This is a genomic window from Psychrobacillus insolitus (assembly GCF_003254155.1).
GTDB lineage: Bacteria > Bacillota > Bacilli > Bacillales_A > Planococcaceae > Psychrobacillus > Psychrobacillus insolitus.
Window position 1 is genome coordinate 13,187 of the sequence record NZ_QKZI01000001.1, and the last position, 18,646, is coordinate 31,832.

At 35.2% G+C, this 18,646-nt stretch carries 17 protein-coding genes; 13 read left to right on the top strand and 4 right to left on the bottom strand.

Going from position 1 to position 18,646, the window contains the following annotated elements; all coding sequences use genetic code 11:
- Positions 1 to 99 precede the first annotated feature (99 nt).
- The 10 genes from C7437_RS00075 (at position 100) to C7437_RS00120 (ending at position 9,522) form a co-directional block, all read left to right on the top strand.
- Positions 100 to 1,173 (top strand): M42 family metallopeptidase, encoded by a 1,074-nt coding sequence (locus tag C7437_RS00075; protein WP_111437619.1) that lies wholly within the window; start codon positions 100 to 102, stop codon positions 1,171 to 1,173.
- A 51-nt stretch (positions 1,174 to 1,224) separates the two neighbouring features.
- Positions 1,225 to 1,746, top strand: coding sequence for a DUF84 family protein (locus C7437_RS00080; protein ID WP_111437620.1), 522 nt, complete (start codon positions 1,225 to 1,227; stop codon positions 1,744 to 1,746).
- Between the two features lie 64 nt (positions 1,747 to 1,810).
- Positions 1,811 to 2,320 (top strand): hypothetical protein, encoded by a 510-nt coding sequence (locus tag C7437_RS00085; RefSeq protein ID WP_111437621.1) that lies wholly within the window; start codon positions 1,811 to 1,813, stop codon positions 2,318 to 2,320.
- Between the two features lie 13 nt (positions 2,321 to 2,333).
- Complete coding sequence (locus C7437_RS00090; protein WP_111437622.1) at positions 2,334 to 2,645, top strand: thioredoxin family protein; 312 nt, start codon at positions 2,334 to 2,336, stop codon at positions 2,643 to 2,645.
- A 62-nt stretch (positions 2,646 to 2,707) separates the two neighbouring features.
- Positions 2,708 to 3,523 carry a DUF1444 family protein gene (locus C7437_RS00095; RefSeq protein ID WP_111437623.1) on the top strand — a complete coding sequence of 272 codons (816 nt, stop codon included), beginning with the start codon at positions 2,708 to 2,710 and terminating at the stop codon, positions 3,521 to 3,523.
- Positions 3,520 to 4,125, top strand: a complete 606-nt coding sequence (gene ytpR, locus C7437_RS00100) for a YtpR family tRNA-binding protein (protein ID WP_111437624.1) — start codon at positions 3,520 to 3,522, stop codon at positions 4,123 to 4,125. The genes C7437_RS00095 and ytpR overlap by 4 nt, the downstream gene beginning before the upstream one ends.
- Positions 4,126 to 4,239: 114 nt before the next feature.
- Positions 4,240 to 6,912 (top strand): DNA translocase FtsK, encoded by a 2,673-nt coding sequence (locus C7437_RS00105; RefSeq protein WP_245909171.1) that lies wholly within the window; start codon positions 4,240 to 4,242, stop codon positions 6,910 to 6,912.
- A gap of 119 nt (positions 6,913 to 7,031) precedes the next feature.
- Positions 7,032 to 8,342 carry a UDP-N-acetylmuramate--L-alanine ligase gene (gene murC, locus C7437_RS00110; RefSeq protein WP_111437625.1) on the top strand — a complete coding sequence of 437 codons (1,311 nt, stop codon included), beginning with the start codon at positions 7,032 to 7,034 and terminating at the stop codon, positions 8,340 to 8,342.
- A gap of 123 nt (positions 8,343 to 8,465) precedes the next feature.
- A complete protein-coding gene (locus C7437_RS00115) occupies positions 8,466 to 8,924 on the top strand; it encodes a DUF948 domain-containing protein (protein ID WP_111437626.1) in 459 nt (152 codons plus the stop codon).
- A 25-nt stretch (positions 8,925 to 8,949) separates the two neighbouring features.
- Positions 8,950 to 9,522: a YtxH domain-containing protein gene (locus C7437_RS00120; protein WP_245909172.1), complete on the top strand. Its 573-nt coding sequence runs from the start codon at positions 8,950 to 8,952 to the stop codon at positions 9,520 to 9,522.
- 136 nt (positions 9,523 to 9,658) lie between these two features.
- Here C7437_RS00120 and pilM read toward each other — a convergent pair whose 3' ends face one another.
- Positions 9,659 to 11,794, bottom strand: a complete 2,136-nt coding sequence (pilM, locus tag C7437_RS00125) for a pilus assembly protein PilM (RefSeq protein ID WP_111437627.1) — start codon at positions 11,792 to 11,794, stop codon at positions 9,659 to 9,661.
- Between the two features lie 168 nt (positions 11,795 to 11,962).
- On the opposite strand from pilM, the gene C7437_RS00130 reads away from it, so the two are divergent.
- Together C7437_RS00130 and ccpA are read left to right on the top strand one after the other, a co-directional pair.
- Positions 11,963 to 13,048 carry a bifunctional 3-deoxy-7-phosphoheptulonate synthase/chorismate mutase gene (locus tag C7437_RS00130; protein ID WP_111437628.1) on the top strand — a complete coding sequence of 362 codons (1,086 nt, stop codon included), beginning with the start codon at positions 11,963 to 11,965 and terminating at the stop codon, positions 13,046 to 13,048.
- Between the two features lie 130 nt (positions 13,049 to 13,178).
- Positions 13,179 to 14,177 (top strand): catabolite control protein A, encoded by a 999-nt coding sequence (gene ccpA, locus C7437_RS00135; protein WP_111437629.1) that lies wholly within the window; start codon positions 13,179 to 13,181, stop codon positions 14,175 to 14,177.
- Positions 14,178 to 14,198: 21 nt separating this feature from the next.
- On the opposite strand, the gene C7437_RS00140 is transcribed toward ccpA, so the two are convergent.
- From C7437_RS00140 to C7437_RS00150, 3 genes are read right to left on the bottom strand one after another with little or no spacing between them, the layout of a single operon-like run.
- Positions 14,199 to 15,356 (bottom strand): acetoin utilization protein AcuC, encoded by a 1,158-nt coding sequence (locus C7437_RS00140; protein WP_425450544.1) that lies wholly within the window; start codon positions 15,354 to 15,356, stop codon positions 14,199 to 14,201.
- The gene (locus C7437_RS00145; RefSeq protein ID WP_111437631.1) at positions 15,353 to 16,000 is read right to left on the bottom strand and encodes an acetoin utilization AcuB family protein; all 648 of its coding nucleotides are present in this window, start codon (positions 15,998 to 16,000) and stop codon (positions 15,353 to 15,355) included. Before C7437_RS00145 ends, C7437_RS00140 begins: the two co-directional genes overlap by 4 nt.
- Positions 16,001 to 16,024: 24 nt before the next feature.
- A complete protein-coding gene (locus tag C7437_RS00150; protein WP_111437632.1) occupies positions 16,025 to 16,657 on the bottom strand; it encodes a GNAT family N-acetyltransferase in 633 nt (210 codons plus the stop codon).
- Positions 16,658 to 16,835: 178 nt separating this feature from the next.
- Between C7437_RS00150 and acsA the strand changes: the two genes are divergently transcribed.
- The gene (gene acsA / locus C7437_RS00155; protein ID WP_111438941.1) at positions 16,836 to 18,554 is read left to right on the top strand and encodes an acetate--CoA ligase; all 1,719 of its coding nucleotides are present in this window, start codon (positions 16,836 to 16,838) and stop codon (positions 18,552 to 18,554) included.
- Positions 18,555 to 18,646: the final 92 nt, after the last annotated feature.

Here is an 18,646-nt window from a genome sequence, read left to right on the forward strand (position 1 = left end):
ATTTCAAAGTAGTAAACAATACAATCTTTTATTACAATAGAACTGGAAGCAATATTAAGGTGTATCATAATTTCAATATAGCTGTAGGAGGCTTTTCGAATGAATGAAGAAACACGTTCGTTATTTAAAACATTAACAGAACTGCCAGGAGCACCTGGTAATGAGCATGCTGTAAGAGCGTATATGCGTAGTGAGCTATCCAAATATTCCGATGAAATTGTGCAAGATAATTTAGGAGGAATATTTGGCGTGAAAAAAGGGGACGAAAACGGACCGAGAATTTTAGTAGCAGGGCATATGGATGAAGTTGGATTCATGGTTTCTGGGGTTACTGATAATGGCATGATTCGTTTCCAAACGTTAGGTGGATGGTGGAGCCAAGTATTACTTGCCCAACGCATTGAGATTATAACAAAAGAAAGAACAATTCCTGGAGTAATAGGATCTATTCCGCCACATTTATTGAGTGACGAAATGCGTAATAAACCAATGGATGTTAAGAATATGCTAATTGATGTAGGTGCAGACGATAAAGAAGATGTACTGCGCATGGGTATTAAACCTGGTGATCAAATTGTTCCAGTTTGTCCATTTACACCGATGGCAAATGATAAAAAGATTATGGCTAAAGCCTGGGATAATCGTTATGGTTGTGGACTTGCGATCGAATTAATGAAAGAAGTTCAACATGAAAAATTACCAAATATGTTGTTCTCAGGTGCAAATGTAATGGAAGAAGTTGGCCTTCGCGGAGCTCAAGCATCAGCGAATATGATCAAGCCAGATCTGTTTTTCGCATTAGATGCTAGTCCTGCTAATGATGCATCTGGCAATAAAAATGAGTTTGGTCAATTAGGAAAAGGTACATTATTGCGTATTTTTGACCGCACAATGGTAACACACCGCGGGATGAGAGAATTCTTATTGGATACAGCGGCAACGCATAATATTCCATATCAATATTTCATTTCACAAGGTGGAACAGATGCAGGGCGTGTGCATACATCAAATGAAGGTATTCCAAGTGCGGTAATTGGGATCTGTTCTCGATATATCCATACATCTGCTTCGATTATTCATACGGATGATTATGCAGCGGCAAAAGAAATGATTGTTCAGTTGGTAAAAGCATGTGACCGAACAACGTTAGAGACAATAAAAGCGAATGTATAAGATAAAAGATGCCTTTAATGGCATCTTTTTTTAAAACGGAGGACGTAATTTTTGAAAATATTAATAGGAACGAACAATATAGCTAAAATAAAAGCAGTAAAAGCTGTTTCAAGTATGTATTATCCAGAAGCTCAATTTGAAAATAGAGAAGTGGCATCTCTCGTTTCAGACCAACCAATGAGTGACAAAGAAACAAGAAAAGGCGCGATAAATCGTGCCATGAGTTTAATGGAACATAACGAAGCAACTTTTGGCATTGGGTTAGAAGGCGGAGTTAATGAAATAGAAGGGGTAATGTATATTTGTAACTGGGGGGCACTTGTTGCAAATGATGGAAAGTTATTTACTGCAACGGGAGCGGGTATACCATTACCAGAAGAAATTGCAGTTCAGCTTCGGTCAGGTGCGGAGCTCGGTCCGGTAATGGATGTCTTTACTAATAAGAGTGGTATTCGACATGAGGAAGGAGCAATTGGCGTCTTTACTAATAATTTAGTTACTAGAAGTGTAATGTTTGAGCATATTATGCTTTTATTGATCGGTCAATATGAATTATCTAAAAAGCTCTTGTAGTTGCATGTAAGGTGAATCATCGTTAAAATATATAGCAGTTATGCTTTGAATGGGGGAAATAGAAATGCCTCTAAAATGGATGCGTTTATTACTTGCGTCACTAGTTGTCATTTTATTGGTAGGCTGTTCTTCAAAAGAAGACCGGATAGCAGAGGGCCTTGAGAATGCGAAAGTCATTTTCCAAGATGATGCCCAAATGCCAAATGATAAAGTGAATGATACAAAAATCTTTTTGCCAAGTGGTTTTTCTATAGAGGATGCAGATGAGTCTAATATCCTTCTTACAAAAGGAAAAGATTCCTATGTATTATTTATCAATCCAAATGAGTTGCCAACAAGTCAACTATATTATGAATTAATGTTGGCAGATCCAAATTTAAAAATAGTGGAAAAGAGCACATTTGAGCAAAATGAAAGATTTGGATTTGCTGCAGTAATTGAAAATAGTGAAGAAAAATATGAACTTATAACAAGTATCGGTGGAATGAAACTTACGACTATTTCGAAGGAAAGTGACATTGCTTCGAACATGGAAAAAATGATGATGATTGTAAGGTCAATTCCGATTGACTGAGGGAGGAATATGGATGGAAAATTTAACTTCCATTGAAGAGTTTGAACAACTTAAACAAGAGGTGAAAATAGTATTTAAATTTACTGCTAGTTGGTGTCCAGATTGCCATTTTATTGATCCATTTATGGAAGAAGTAGAAGAAAAGTTCTCTGAGTTCCAATTTGTTTCTGTTGATCGTGATCAATTTATTGAACTTTGTGGTCAATTAGATATTTTTGGGATTCCAAGTTTTATTGTCTTTGAAAACGGAGAAGAAAAAGGACGTTTTGTTAGTAAAGATCGTAAAACAAAAGATGAAATCGAATCATTTCTCCAAACTTTTTAAAAAAGTTAACGGTTCACACATTGTGAACCGTTTCGTTTTGTGTATGGAAAGGAAGTCATTAAATGAAACCCCAAGAGTTAATTCAGCTATTAAAAACGAAATTATTAGAAGATACATTCACATATGATTTTAATAGAGAAAAAAATTCGCTACGTTTAACACATAAAATTGTTGGTAAAGGAATTGATATTTCTCTACCTCCTATATTAGCAAAGTATGAAACGAAAAAAGAACAGGCGATAGAAGAAGTTGTTTATACAATACAACATACATTTAGTGCGATGGAAAAAGAATTTGCTGGAGAAATCGATCCTAGTTCTTCTGTATATCCAATCATTCGCTCGACATCGTTTCCTATGCAATCAAAAGAAGGAAATAAATTTATTATCAAAGATCATACTGCCGAGACCCGAATATACTATGCATTAGATTTAGGTACCACGTATAGATTATTAGATGATAAAATGCTTGCTGGATGGAATATTAGAGAAACAGAAATACGAGAAAGAGCTCTTTTTCAAGTTAGAAATCTTGTAAATAACTATAAAAAAGATGAAGTAGCTGGAAATATTTTTTATTTCTTAAATAATAATGATGGTTATGATGCTAGTCGTATATTAAATGAATCTTTCTTAAAAGACATGAAAAGGAAAATTACTGGAGATATGACTATTTCTGTACCCCATCAAGATGTTATGATAATTGGTGATATAAGAAATGAAGTAGGGTATGATGTTTTAGCGCAGATGACGATGCATTTCTTTAGTATCGGAACTGTACCAATCACGTCTCTATCTTTTATCTATGAAAATGGAGAATTAGAACCAATCTTTATAATGGCGAAGAATCGAATAGTGAAGGAGAACGAAGAAAAATGAATATTTTTTACAATCGTGCAGGAGTTGGAGATGTATTACTAATTCAATTAACATCAGAGAAATTGGATAAAGTAATAACTGAGACAAAAGGTGATGTGACGCTAGTTATAGATGAACAAACTGATGAAGTTTGTGCGATTAACATCTTTACTGCTAGTAAGTATGTTTCTATTGAAGAAAGTGGATTTGTTACTTTAACGGAAGAACTAGTTGCTAAAGTACAAGCGGCACTTGTAACTAATGGAGTTGAATATGCTTTAAAAGTAGATTTATCTCCAAAATTCGTTATTGGGTATATTGATTCATTAGAACAACATCCTAATGCAGATAAATTAAAAGTGTGTCAGGTAAATACTGGGGAGCACTCACTACAAATTGTTTGTGGAGCACCCAATGTGGAAGCCGGGCAAAAAGTAGTTATAGCAAAAGTTGGAGCTGTAATGCCATCTGGTATGGTTATTAAAGATGCAGAACTTCGTGGAATTGCATCAAGTGGAATGATTTGTTCAGCTAGAGAATTAGCTATACCGGATGCTCCAGATGTAAAAGGAATTCTAGTTTTAGATGATTCTGAAGTAGTAGGAAATCCTTATTTTAACTAAAAAACGAAGCATACCTAAATGGTGTGCTTTTTTTTATTGTATTCTATTATATAATAGGTAAAGTTACCTTTTTATTGGTAAAATAGAAGTTATCTATTAGAGAGAGTGATTAAATTGAATTGGTTTAAAAAGTTATTTACAAATAATGAAGATGAAGATACAGAAGAAGAAATTAAAATGGAAGATAAATCTGTATTTTCGCGGAAATCCAAATCTCCATTTCGTTTTCCGCTGATATCAGATGAAGAAAAAATTATAAAAAAAGAAGACATTTTTACGGAAGAGCCTATTATTGAAAGCTACAAATTGCCAGATAGAAAACCAGCTAGAGATTTATATAAGGGAAAGACGAGGGAACTTAGAGAACCTAGATCAATAAGAGATCCAAGAGAATCATTTGATGAAACATATAAAGTTCCGTACATTGAAAAAAAATCAAAAGAAGAGCCACCTATTAAGCCTTTGCATAAACAGGAATTGTGGCTTCAAAGAAAGCAACAGAAAATTGTTCATCCAATGACACCTATAAAGGATATCGTTGAGAAAACTGCAGTTATTAAGGTGAAAAAAGCTTTTACTCCAACTCAGGTACCTTCTCCTGTTTATGGTTTTTCAAGAGAAGAAAAGAGAAGAAAAGAAGAACAAAAGCTAAAGAACGAGCAAATGGATGAAATAGCCGTTACAGAAACAGAAATACTTGTTCCAATTGTTCCCGTAAAAGAAGCAGAGCCTGAAGTAATTGAAGTATCCACAGAACTAGTAATTAAAAAAGAGCCAACTGTTGAAAATGTTCAAAACATAGCTGGATTTACTATGATAGAAGAGATAGAAGCAGTAGAAGCAGTAGAAGAAGTAGAAGAAGTAGAAGAAGTAGAAGAAGTAGAAGAAGTAGAAGAAGTAGAAGAAGTAGAAGAAGTAGAAGAAGTAGAAGAAGTAGAAGCAGTAGAAGAAGTAGAAGAAGAAGTAGAAGAAGTAGAAGCAGTAGAAGAAGAAGTAGAAGAAATAAAAGAAGTACAACAAGAGACCAAAGTAACTAGAAAAGAAAATATCCGACCTTTTAATGTGTTGATGTTACAATCAGATAAGAAAAAACAGCTGGCACAGGTAATTTCAGCACCTGTTGAAGAAAAAGAACCGATACTTGAAAGTATTGAAGCATTACCAGTAATCGAACAAAAAGTTGAAGTGACTCAACCTAAAAAAGAAAATATTCGACCATTCAATGTATTAATGCTTAAATCAGATAAACAAAAATTGAATAATATAGAAATAGCAAAACCAACAGCTCATGTTACTCCTGTCAAAGAATCGGTTCAACAAGTAAGCGTTATTAAAGAAGAGATCATTACAACAGATGACATGCTAGAGCCTATTTCTAACTATTCACATCCATCTTTAAGTTATTTACTACCTCCTGAAATGAAAGATGAAGATAATGAATGGATGGATGAACAAGCATTTAGATTAATTGAATCGTTGTCCTACTTCCAAGTAACGGCTGAGATTGTTCAAGTTGTTCAAGGTCCTGCAGTTACACAATTTGAGATAACAGTTGGAAATGGAACGAAAGTAAGTAAAATTCGTAATTTAGCAGATGATTTGAAATTAGCCCTTGCTGCAAAAGATATTCGTATTCAAGCACCTATTCCTGGTAAGAGTTCGATTGGTATTGAAATTCCAAATAGAAAATCCCGCGCAGTGCGATTATCTGAGGTCATTAATACGGACATTTTCCGTCAATCAGAATCACCATTAGAAGCGGCGCTAGGCCTAGATTTGAATGGGAAACCAGTAACACTTGATTTACGTAAAATGCCTCATGGATTAATAGCAGGAGCAACTGGGTCAGGTAAATCCGTTTTCATCAATTCATTACTTGTAAGTTTGCTATACAAAGCGACACCTGAAGAAGTGAAATTACTTTTAATTGATCCTAAGATGGTTGAATTAGCTCCTTTTAATCATATTCCACATTTAGTGAGTCCAGTAATTACCGATGTGAAAGCAGCAACTGCTGCACTGAAGTGGGCTGTTGAAGAAATGGAACGTCGTTATCAGCTATTTGCTCATATTGGCGTAAGAGATATTACAAGATATAATACACTTGCTACACAGAAACGTCAGTTTGCACAGAAGCTACCTTATATTGTAATTGTAATTGATGAGTTAGCGGATTTAATGATGATGGCTCCTTCAGAAGTAGAGGATGCGATTTGTCGAATAGCCCAAAAAGCAAGAGCTTGTGGAATTCACTTAGTTTTAGCGACGCAACGACCTTCTGTAGATGTCATAACTGGTCTGATTAAAGCTAATATACCAACTCGAATTGCATTTTCTGTTTCCTCGCAAATCGATTCTCGTACAATTTTAGATCAACAAGGTGCAGAACGATTATTGGGGAGAGGGGATATGCTTTACCAAGGGAATGGCATGTCTAGCCCAGTTCGTATCCAAGGGACGTATGTAAGCGATGATGAAATTGAGCAAGTAATCGATTATGCAAGAAGCCAAGGAACTCCTGAATATATGTTTGAACAAGAAGATTTACTTCAAAAAGCAGATAATATATCGGAGCAAGACGAGCTATTTGAAGAAGCCTGTCGTTTTATAGTGGAGCAGGGTTCTGCATCGACTTCATTGTTACAACGCAAATTCCATTTAGGATATAACAGAGCAGCAAGATTAATTGATGCGATGCAAGGAAATGGGTACATTACGGAGCAAAATGGTAGTAAAGCAAGAGGTGTATTACTTACTAGTGAAACATTAGATGAAATTTTTAGTTAATAAAAATTATTAATATGAACGTGTAAATAATGATATAATTAGTAATACGTCAATTAAGGCGAAAAATATTCACATTTTATATGTATATAAGCGGGGATAATCCCAGGAGGTTTCATCGTATGACAAATTATCATTTTACAGGCATTAAAGGGTCTGGAATGAGTTCATTAGCACAAATTCTTCATGATGTTGGAAATGAAGTACAAGGCTCTGATATCGAAAAGTATTTCTTTACTGAAAAACCACTGCATGAGCGTAATATAAAAATTCTATTATTTGATGAAGCTAATATTAAAGAAGGCATGACGATTATCGCTGGAAATGCTTTTCCGGATAGTCATCCAGAAATTGTAAAAGCAAAAGAACTTGGATTAGCTGTTATTAGATATCATGATTTTCTAGGTGACTACATGAGTAAATTTACTTCAATCGCTGTAACTGGAGCTCATGGGAAAACGTCGACTACTGGTTTACTTTCGCATGTACTTTCTGGATATGAACCAACCTCATTTCTTATAGGGGATGGGACAGGTAAGGGAGTGGAAGATGCGTCAAACTTTGTATTTGAAGCGTGTGAGTACCGTCGTCACTTTTTAGCATACAATCCTGACTACGCAATAATGACTAATATTGATTTTGATCACCCTGATTACTTCCACGACATAGATGATGTTGTTGATGCTTTTCAATCGATGGCAAAAAAAGTCAATAAAGGCATCATAGCTTGTGGAGACGATAAGTATTTACAAAAAATCCAAGCATCTGTTCCAGTTGTTTTTTATGGTTTTGGTGAAAACAATGATTTTGAAGCAAGGAATTTAGAAAAAACAACAGAAGGCACTTCGTTTGATGTATTTGTTCGAAATGAATATTATGAGCGCTTTACAATTCCGTTGTTTGGAGATCACACTGTACTAAATTCTTTAGCAGTCATATCCTTATGCCATTATGAAGGTGTGCCTTCGGATATTATACAAAAAGGATTAGAATCATTTGAGGGCGTTAAAAGACGCTTTACAGAGACTGTTATTGGGGAGCGCATCATTATTGATGATTATGCTCATCACCCAACTGAAATTAAAGCAACGATCCAATCGGCACGTCAAAAATATCCTACTCGAAAAATTATTGCGGTTTTCCAACCGCATACATTTACACGAACTAAAAAGTTTTTAAACGAATTTGCTGAAACTTTGAGTCTTTCAGATCAAGTTTATTTATGCGATATATTCGGTTCTGCAAGAGAAAGTGCTAGTGATTTTAAGATAGATACACTAGCTGATATTATCGAAGGCAGTTTGGCAATACAAGAAAATACAGTTGATCAATTACTTGTACATGATCATGCAATTTTCTTGTTTATGGGTGCAGGAGATGTCCAGAAATTCCAAGTTGTTTTTGAAAAAATGCTTAATCCATTTTTGGATTAAGCATTTTTTTTAAAGGATATTTAAAAGAAAAGTAGTATAGTAGTAAGTAGGAAGTTTATTTTCATTTGATTAGGGTAAAATTACTATATAGTTTATTTATAAAAACTCTGAGGAGGATGGAAGATGGAAAATTTGTTATACATAGCTGCCATAATAGCTGCTGTTGCATTTTTAGTACTTTGTATTAGTTTAGCAGTTACTTTGTTTTCCGTTAAAAAGACATTAAACAATGTAGCACATACATTGGAAGGGCTTGATACCAATTTACAAAACGTTACAAAGGAAACTGCAGAACTTTTGCATAAAACAAATGGTTTAGCTGAAGATATTCAACAAAAATCAGAAAAACTAAATACTGTAGTAGATGCTGTGAAGAATGTTGGGACATCTGTAAATGGATTTAACCATTCTATTCAGCGAATCACATCTTCTGTTTCTACTGAGGTAGAAAAAAATGAAGAGAAAATAGCTCAAGTAGTTCAATGGAGCAATGTTTTTTTAGGTGTTCGTGATAAATGGAAAGAACGAAAAGCTTTAGAACAAGCGGGATACTATTCATACGAAGAAGATACTAAAAAATAACAAAACAACTATTGGAGGAATTTAAATGACAAATAATGAAAATAATAAACCAAATTACAGTGAAGCAACTTACAACCAAGATTACTATGCAAACCAAGCAATACATGATAAACAAGCAATGTATCCACCAGTTCCTTACTATAATGAGGCAAGAGACTCTATCTACCGTGACGAAGAAGTAAGTGGAAAAGATTTCATCGTTGGAGTTCTTATTGGAGGTATTATTGGCGCAGCAACTGCATTATTATTGGCACCAAAAACCGGAACGGAATTACGTGGCAACATTTCTTCACAAGCTGTTCAAATTAAGGATAAAACAAAAGATTTGTCTTCTACAGCAATAGATAAAACATCTCACTTATCTAAACAGTTACAAGAGCAATCTGGTCAACTAGTAGATAAAGTTAAAAGTATAAAACCAAAACAAACTTCACCTCTAGATGATGGAACTGTTTCATCTGAAGGTGAAGAACCAATGGAGTTTATGGAAACTATTTCACATACTTCAGAAGAGCTATTAGCAGAACAAGAAAACAATGCAACTGCAGTCGCAGAAGCAATAAAAGAAGCAATAGCAGAAACGAATACAAATAAATAAAAAGCATTGGTAGCCTAAGTTTGGAGCAGAAGTTACACAACTTGGGCTAGACAGATACAAAGTAAAATTTTATACTTCTTATTCATTAAAAAACCGAGTTGGATTTTTCCAACTCGGTTTTTTTTCACTTTGCATATTACTGAAATATTATCTCTAATTCATCTCCACCAAAAATCTCATCATCAAATCCAGAAACATTACCATTTTTCAATATTTTAAAAGAACTTACGTTATTAGGATAAGTCCAATCGACAAATCGGAACACATCTTGGAAAATCCATGAATTATTATTTGTCTCGTCCCATACTAAGGAAGACCCATTTGGGATTTCATCATTTGGTGAAAGTACTTTATCCTCAAGACGTACCAATGAATTTTCCCTAATAAGCTCAACTTCCTGATGCTGAAATTTTACTTTTATTCGATCACTTAACTTTTTCTCTAAAAAATCGGCCAATTGTTGCAAAGTTGGAAACTTTATATCCTTTATACATAATATATCTTTATGTTGAATAGGATATTGCAAGTTGACCAAAGTCTCATTTAATAATAGCTGCGGGGTAAAATCAGGCAAGAAATGATTTTTTTTGTTTATTTCAATTGTATAGGGTTTCAACTGTTTTATATAGCTTTCTTGCTGAATATATAATAGTACTTTTTCTATTGAGTTCGATGTTTCTACAGTAATATGATCTCTTTCTTTTAATGGTGAATCGAGTGGAATTTGTTCATTGTTGACTTTGACAATCGGTTCAATTCTATATGTAATATTTTGGAATGTAATAGACCTAGTAGTAACCTCATCCAATAAATCCTTTATTGTTGCTTGTGCAGGAAGACCATCTTGTCCTTCCAGTAGTTCAATTATATCGTTGTGTTTAATTTTTGCTTGTGTATTCGATTTTAAACCGTTTAACAGAATACCTGCAGGTTGTCCATGTTGACCAGGAATATGTATTAATTGACCGTTTACTTGTACGGAAAGCGCAGCACCAGGTCTGCCATACAACTTTTTAGTAGAAATATTAGCTGCTAATAATGCATCCCCAACTGTCATTTCTTTCAGTTCAAATAAGCGTACAATTTGGTTATTTACTTTCACCGACATATATTGAATTGGTGCACGCTTTGCCGCAATGGCAATTCCTATAGGCGTTACAAGTTCAGGTGTTACCGGTATATGCGCTTCTTTTGTTAAGTTTTGAATAGCATCAATTCCACGCACGGCTACTCGGTTCTCAGGTAAATGTAACTGTTCAGCTAAAATATTTGTTATAGAAGGGGTTAGACTACCTCCACCCACTAACATGACTGCTTTCGGAGCTTTATTATTATTCAATCGAAGTATTTCACTTGAAATTGATAGTGCTAATTCTAATGAGACAGGGTGTATTGCCGCAATCATTTCTTCTTTAGGAATTTCGTGATCAAAACCTAAGATGTCTTGTATATGGATAAGATCCTCCGTATTAATAGCTCTTTTTGCTTTTTCTGCTTGATGAAAGTCAAGTAAGTAAAGGTCACTTAATGCCTCTGTTATTTCGTCTCCGGCGTTTGGGACCATTCCGTATGCTACAACCGTCCCATAGTTTGTAATCGCTATATCAGACGTTCCTGCGCCGATATCGACTAATGCAACATTGAGGCGTCTCATTGTTGGTGGGATTAATACATTGATCGCTGCAATCGGTTCTAATGTTAAAGCTTCCATTTCTAAGTTGGCGCGTTTTAGAGCAGATAATAATGATTCAACCACTACTCTTGGCAAAAAAGTGGCGATAACCTCAATAGACGCTTCGTTTCCTTGTTGGTCAACTAAGCTCCCAATTTCCTCTCCATCTAATCTGTAGTATAAAACACTATAACCTACACAATAATAGTGGTTGGAGTGTCTTTCTGCCTCAGTAGAAACCAAATTAGACTGTGCTTTTTGTACAGCTGTTAACTCTAATCTACTAATATCTTCATCAGAGAAAATCGGTCTATTTTTAATATCTAATTTTATTTCTGCTTGTTCGGTTTTTAGTGCGCGGCCAGCAGCAGCAACACTTACTTTTTCTAGAGGTCCATACTTTTGTTCCAATTGGTTTTTAATAGACAAAATCACTTCTGCCACTTTCAGTACATTGTGTATTTGACCATCAACCATTGCACGTTCTTTATGCTCTTCAACTAATATATCTAAAACATGAAACGTATGATCGTGCTCTTCTAATATGATTCCTACGACAGATCTTGTACCAATATCAAGAGCAAATAACCTATTAGTCAATTTCTCACATCCTTCTAAAATAGGCAAATACTTTAGCGAGTTGAATCACTAAAACTAAAATGCGTGACATTTATACAAAAATTGATTATAATATGTTTGTATCTAAAAATGTATCACAATTTTCAGTCGATATAAAGTATCGATGAAGAGAAGAGAGGAGAAATATCTATGAGTCATGTAGATTTAGACGCTTTACGCGTACGTGTCGATGAGATTAATGTAGAAATTTTACGCTTAATCAACGAAAGAACTGGTGTTATTCAAGAGATTGGTAAAGTAAAAGAAAAACAAGGTGTTAATAGATATGATCCTCTTCGCGAAAGACATATGTTAGATCACTTAAAAGAAAATAATGCTGGACCTCTTCCACAATCAACAGTTGAGCATATTTTTAAAGAAATATTCAAAACTGCATTAGAATTACAAGTGGACGATCAAAAGAAAGCACTTCTTGTTTCTCGTAAAAGAAAAGCAGAAGATACTATTGTAGATATTAATGGTCAAAAAATTGGAACAGGAACACCAACTTTTATATATGGTCCTTGTTCAGTTGAATCATATACGCAAGTAGCAGAGGTAGCAGCAGCTATCCAGTCAAAAGGCTTAAAACTAATAAGAGGTGGGGCATACAAGCCGCGTACATCTCCATATGATTTCCAAGGTCTTGGATTAGAAGGTCTAAAAATATTAAAACAAATTTCAAAAGAATTTGGTTTGTCTACAATTTCTGAAATTGTAACTCCTGGTCATTTAGATGAAGCACTTGAATATATAGATGTTGTACAAATTGGTGCTCGTAATATGCAAAACTTTGAATTATTAAAAGCAGTAGGGTCTATTAATAAGCCTGTCCTGTTAAAACGTGGAATGGCAGCTACTTTGGATGAATTTATTCATGCTGCAGAATACATTATGTCACAAGGGAATGATCAAATCATTCTATGTGAACGTGGTATCCGTACGTATGAAAGAGCGACTAGAAATACATTAGATATTTCAGCTGTTCCGATTTTAAAACAAGAAACGCATTTACCAGTATTCGTAGATGTAACACATTCAACAGGACGTCGTGATATCTTATTGCCAGCTGCGAAGGCAGCACTTGCAATTGGAGCAGACGGTGTAATGGCTGAAGTACATCCAGATCCAGCTGTAGCACTTTCAGATGCAGCTCAACAAATGAATTTACAACAGTTTGATGAATTCTATGAATCATTACAAAATTTCTTGAAAACACATGAAGTTCATGCATAAGTAATGAATATTCACAAAACCGACCCTTATTAAAGGGTCGGTTTTGCTATTTCAATTGAAAGTTATAGTACATTTAAAGTATTATTTATTTATAGGGTAAATATACATAAAAGTGAAGGGGGAATTTCCATTGACTATTACGATTTATGACGTTGCTAGAGAAGCAAATGTATCGATGGCAACCGTTTCACGAGTTGTAAATGGTAACCAAAATGTTAAACCTGCAACTCGTCAAAAGGTTTTAGCGGTAATAGAACGATTAGATTACAGGCCGAATGCAGTAGCAAGAGGGCTAGCAAGTAAAAAAACAAAAACAGTTGGCGTTATTATTCCGGATATCTCGAATGTGTTCTACGCAGAACTTGCACGTGGTATAGAGGATATAGCAACAATGTATCGGTATAATATTATTTTAACGAATTCTGACCAACAAGAAAATAAAGAAGTGCAGTTACTTTCAACATTATTAAGTAAACAAGTAGATGGTATTGTCATGATGAGTGACCAAGTAACGAAGGAAATCAAGCATGAAATAGACAGAACTGATGTGCCTATTGTATTAGCTGGTAGCATTGATAACTCACATACTATTCCTTCCGTTAATATTAAATATGAAGAAGCTGCTAAAGAGGCTGTAGAACGTTTGCTTCAAAACGGTCATAAACGTATAGCGTTCGTGTCAGGTTCATTAGCTGCTCCAGTTATTCAACAACAAAAGTTAAAGGGATATGAGCGCGCTCTAGAGGGAGCTGGTATCAAATTTGACATTGCTTTAGTATACGGCGTAGACAATAAGTATGATGATGGTATAGAAGCCTGGAATGTGCTTCATAAACTAGATGATCCACCAACAGCATATTTCGGTGGAAATGATGAACTTTCAATAGGCATTATTCATGGAGCTCAAGATAATGGTTTTAAAGTACCGGAGGATTTGGAAGTAATTGGATTTGAAAATTCAAAACTTGCTCGAATGGTTCGCCCGCAACTTACTAGTATTGTCTTACCATTATATGATATCGGTGCTGTCGCTATGCGATTACTAACAAAGTTCATGAATAACGAAAAGATAGAAGAAGAAAATGTTAATTTACCTTATCGAATTGAGGAAAGAGACTCAGTAAAATAAGAAATCACCAGTAGCCAAAGGTTACTGGTGATTTCTTATCATATATAAAGCTTTATCTAGCATTTGTTTGTTCTTTTCGGTTATTTCCAATTTTCTGGGTATTGTTTCATATAACGGATTTGGATCCATCCATGTCGGAATAAATGGAACAGGTGACTCTTTTGACCATCGATCGAGCCATGCTTTTGGTAATCTGCCTTCTGGAGTTTTGAAATCATTCATTTCCATCCAGAGTAATGACCAAGCGCGTGGAACTACCCTCCAAATGTCATATCCACCTCCACCAACTGCAATCCACTTTCCATCACAGAACTCATGTGCCAGCTCATGTGCAAGTTTCGGTATTTCTTTGTAAATGTTCATCGTGCCATAAAGATGAGTTAAAGGATCAAAATAATGAGCATCTGCACCATTTTGACTTAAAATGACATCTGGTTTAAAATGTTCGACTATTTCTCTAAAAGCAGTTCGATAGATTTCTAAAAAAGATTCATCCTCAGTAAATGCATCAACTGGAAAGTTAAAAGATGTACCAAATCCTTCGCCCGTTCCTCTCTCTGTTATATTACCAGTCCCTGGGAATAAATATCTTCCAGTTTCATGAATAGAAATTGTGCATACATTTGGATCATCATAAAAGCTCCACTGAACACCATCCCCATGGTGAGCGTCTGTATCAATATAAAGTACGCGTGCATTATATTTTTCTTGCATGTATTTAATCGCAACGGAGCTATCATTATAAATACAGAATCCGGAAGCCCGTCCTCTAAATCCATGATGAAGACCACCACCGAGATTAATCGCGTGTGTGGCTTTACCCTCCATTACATAATCAACTGCAGTTAAAGTTCCACCTACAAGACTAGCACTTGCTTCATGCATGTTTGGGAAAGTAGGGGTGTCTTCGGTTCCAATTCCGTAAGGTTCATAAATACTAGAATCACCTGAATCTATACTTGCCTTTTTGACTATTTCAATATAACTAGAATCATGTACTAAGCTTAGTTCTTCATCTGTGGCAATTCTTGGTTCCACAATATCCGATAAAGAAAGCGCCTTCATTTCTTTTAACAAATCTACAGTCAAGCTTAGGCGTTTCTGATTAAAAGGATGAGTATCAGAAAATTTATAACCCAGCTGATTTTCTGAAAAAACAAATACAGCGTTCTTTTTCATAGGCGGGTTCCTGGAAGACTTGGCCATAGAACTTCAAATCCAGCTGCTCTAATAGCTTCTATTAACTTTAGAGGATTTATCGTTTCTACGCGAAGTACTAATATTTTAGAATTACTATCTACTTTATCTGGATAAACGAGTACGCTTAGAACATTTATATTTTGCTCATAAAAAACTTTTGCCACTTCATATAATATTCCAGTTCTATTTGGAACACGAATTTCTATATGAGAGCCAGGTTGATGTACGCCAGTTAATTCGATGAATTTATAGAGTAAATCTGATTCCGTTATCATGCCAACTAGTTTTCCTTGACTAACAATTGGAAGACACCCAATTCGGTTATCATAAAAAATACTAGCTGCTTCTTCAACGAAATCTAGCGGATGACCTGTCATTGGATTTTTAGTCATAATTTGTTCTAATGGTAGATCTAATACTTCAAGATTTTCTATACTTGCTAGAGAGGAAGGAGTGGCTTCTTTTAAATCGCGGTCTGTGACTACTCCTAACACTTCTTGTTCGGAATTCACAATCGGAATATGGCGAATTCTTTTTTCTTTTAATAATTGCAGAGCATCTTTAATCGAATTAGTAGGTGTTAATGTTGGAACGGACGTATTCATAATTGATTCTATTATCATTTATATGGGCTCCTTTATGAAAAATTAATACATAAATCGATTCATAAAACGTAGCTGATCAAATTGTTGAATTGATTTAGCATCTACTCTAGATCCGATTTTGGCCATCAGACAATTTGCAGGATGAGAGCTAATCTCAGGATCGTCAGTAGCATAATATTCGAGACCACCAGCCTGCATCATTTTTTCCATCATTTTGCGATATTCCCAAACATTCAAACCAGTTCCTTTTAAATCCCAGTGCCAATAATATTCCGTTGTAATGATAATATAATCATTCATTGCATCATCCATCATAGAAACTCTGAGTAAAGACTTTCCTGCTCCTGTTCCACGAAACTTTGGAATAACTTCAATAGCACCGAGTTCGATTAAATTTTTCATTTTACCTTCAGACCATCTTTCCATTGGATCCGGATACAGAATTGTACTATAGCCAACAATCGTCTGATCATCTCGTACAATTATTATTCTTCCTTCAGGTAAATCCGCAATTTCTGTAATCGCCTTATGCTGTTGCTTTGGAGCGCGGAAAGCAATTAAATCTTCATGAAATGCTAAATTAGCAATTACTTCAGAAGGTACTGGACCTTCGATGATCACGGTGCCATACTTCGTTTCTAAATCCACCGAATTGTATTCTTTCCTATGTATCATAACTTCACCGCCTTTAAAATAAATCATTTATTAAAAATATTATACATCATTATTTGTGAGGAAATACAATACTCAAAAAATATATAAAATGGAACATTCAAAAAAATCGAAATATTGGAGGGGTTACCAAAAAATAATGGTAGAATATAAGAGTATTGTTTATGAAGGGGTGATTGGGATGAAAGTTGAAACATTAGAAGTTATTCAAGGGGATTATATGCTAAAGGATTATGCTGAAACAGCAAAAACGTTTCAATGGAAAGATGCTGAAAAGAATTTTTCTTGGTTTGAAACTGGAAAGGTTAACATGGCATATGAAGCAATTGATAGGCATGTTGAAACGGATAGAAAGGATAAAGTAGCTTTATTCTATCAAGATGCAGTTCGAAAAGAATCGTATAGTTACACGGATATGAAAAACCAAAGTAACAAAGCGGCTAATGTATTCAAGCAATATTCTAACCTTTTAAAAGGAGACCGTCTATTCATATTTATGCCTAAATCACCTGAATTATATTTCGGATTACTAGGAGCCGTGAAAATGGGGGTAATTGTAGGTCCTCTTTTTGAAGCATTTATGGAGGGAGCAGTTTACGATCGTCTTCTAGATAGTGAAGCAAAAGCGATTGTCACGACACCAGAATTACTTAATAGAATACCAATAGATAAATTACCTAACTTAGAAACTGTATTTTTAGTTGGAGATAGCGTTGAAGAAACGGATAAATATATTGATTTTAAAAAGGCACTAGAAAGCGCATCTACTTCTTTTGATATCGAATGGGTGGATAAAGAAGACGGGCTAATTTTACACTATACTTCCGGTTCTACTGGTAAACCAAAAGGAATTCTTCATGTCCATTATGCAATGGTACAACATTATCAATCGATGAAATGGGTAATGGATATTCGAGATGAGGACATCTACTGGTGTACGGCGGATCCTGGATGGGTTACAGGTACATCGTACGGGATATTTGGCCCATTGTTGGCCGGAGCAACTTCCCTAGTTTTAGGAGGGAGATTTTCACCAGATGCTTGGTATAGTGCAATTGAGGAATATAAAGTAAGTGTTTGGTATAGTGCACCAACTGCATATAGAATGTTAATGGGAGCGGGAGATTCAATTGTAAATCAGCATGATTTATCTTCGCTTCGTCATGTATTATCCGTAGGGGAACCACTAAATCCAGAAGTTATTAAATGGGGAATGCAAGTATTCAACAAACGAATTCATGACACTTGGTGGATGACTGAAACTGGTGCTCAGATGATTTGTAATTATGGATGTATGCCTATTAAACCAGGTTCTATGGGAAAACCACTTCCTGGAATAACTGCAGCTATTATCGACAATCAAGGGAATGTTGTAGCACCTTATACAATGGGGAACTTAGTGATTAAAAAGGGTTGGCCATCTATGATGCGTCAAATTTGGAATAATAAGGAAAAGTATGAGGCGAGCTTTATGAATGACGATTGGTACTTTTCAGGAGATTCGGCTTCTATGGATGAAGACGGGTACTTTTGGTTCCAAGGTCGTGTAGATGACGTTATTATGACGAGTGGGGAGCGAGTTGGACCATTCGAGGTAGAAAGTAAATTACTTGAGCATCCGGCTATTTTAGAAGCTGGGGTAATAGGTAAACCTGATCCAATTCGTGGAGAAATTATTAAGGCGTTTATAGCGTTGAATGAAGGGTATGCACCTTCAGATGAACTAAAAGTTGAAATTCAACAATTTATTAAAAAAGGATTATCGGCACATGCTGCTCCAAGGGAAATTGAATTTAAAGAAAAGCTTCCAAAAACGCGCAGTGGTAAAATAATGCGTCGTGTATTAAAAGCTTGGGAGTTAAAGTTGCCTCCGGGTGATCTATCGACGATGGAAGACTAAATGTTAGTAATAAAAAAGGGTTCTTTGTCAAATGACGTTGTGGAAGAATTTTAGTCGGCTATAATTAATTTATTTGTCGCGGGACTGTCCAG

Bases quoted from the DNA above. Each gene is read 5' to 3' on its own strand.
- C7437_RS00140 (WP_425450544.1), bottom strand. From the start codon at position 15,356: ATGAAAAAGAACGCTGTATTTGTTTTTTCAGAAAATCAGCTGGGTTAT.
- C7437_RS00150 (WP_111437632.1), bottom strand. From the start codon at position 16,657: ATGATACATAGGAAAGAATACAATTCGGTGGATTTAGAAACGAAGTAT.
- C7437_RS00130 (WP_111437628.1), top strand. From the start codon at position 11,963: ATGAGTCATGTAGATTTAGACGCTTTACGCGTACGTGTCGATGAGATT.
- C7437_RS00075 (WP_111437619.1), top strand. From the start codon at position 100: ATGAATGAAGAAACACGTTCGTTATTTAAAACATTAACAGAACTGCCA.
- C7437_RS00095 (WP_111437623.1), top strand. From the start codon at position 2,708: ATGAAACCCCAAGAGTTAATTCAGCTATTAAAAACGAAATTATTAGAA.
- C7437_RS00145 (WP_111437631.1), bottom strand. From the start codon at position 16,000: ATGATAATAGAATCAATTATGAATACGTCCGTTCCAACATTAACACCT.
- C7437_RS00090 (WP_111437622.1), top strand. From the start codon at position 2,334: ATGGAAAATTTAACTTCCATTGAAGAGTTTGAACAACTTAAACAAGAG.
- C7437_RS00120 (WP_245909172.1), top strand. From the start codon at position 8,950: ATGACAAATAATGAAAATAATAAACCAAATTACAGTGAAGCAACTTAC.
- murC (WP_111437625.1), top strand. From the start codon at position 7,032: ATGACAAATTATCATTTTACAGGCATTAAAGGGTCTGGAATGAGTTCA.
- acsA (WP_111438941.1), top strand. From the start codon at position 16,836: ATGAAAGTTGAAACATTAGAAGTTATTCAAGGGGATTATATGCTAAAG.
- C7437_RS00115 (WP_111437626.1), top strand. From the start codon at position 8,466: ATGGAAAATTTGTTATACATAGCTGCCATAATAGCTGCTGTTGCATTT.
- C7437_RS00085 (WP_111437621.1), top strand. From the start codon at position 1,811: ATGCCTCTAAAATGGATGCGTTTATTACTTGCGTCACTAGTTGTCATT.
- ytpR (WP_111437624.1), top strand. From the start codon at position 3,520: ATGAATATTTTTTACAATCGTGCAGGAGTTGGAGATGTATTACTAATT.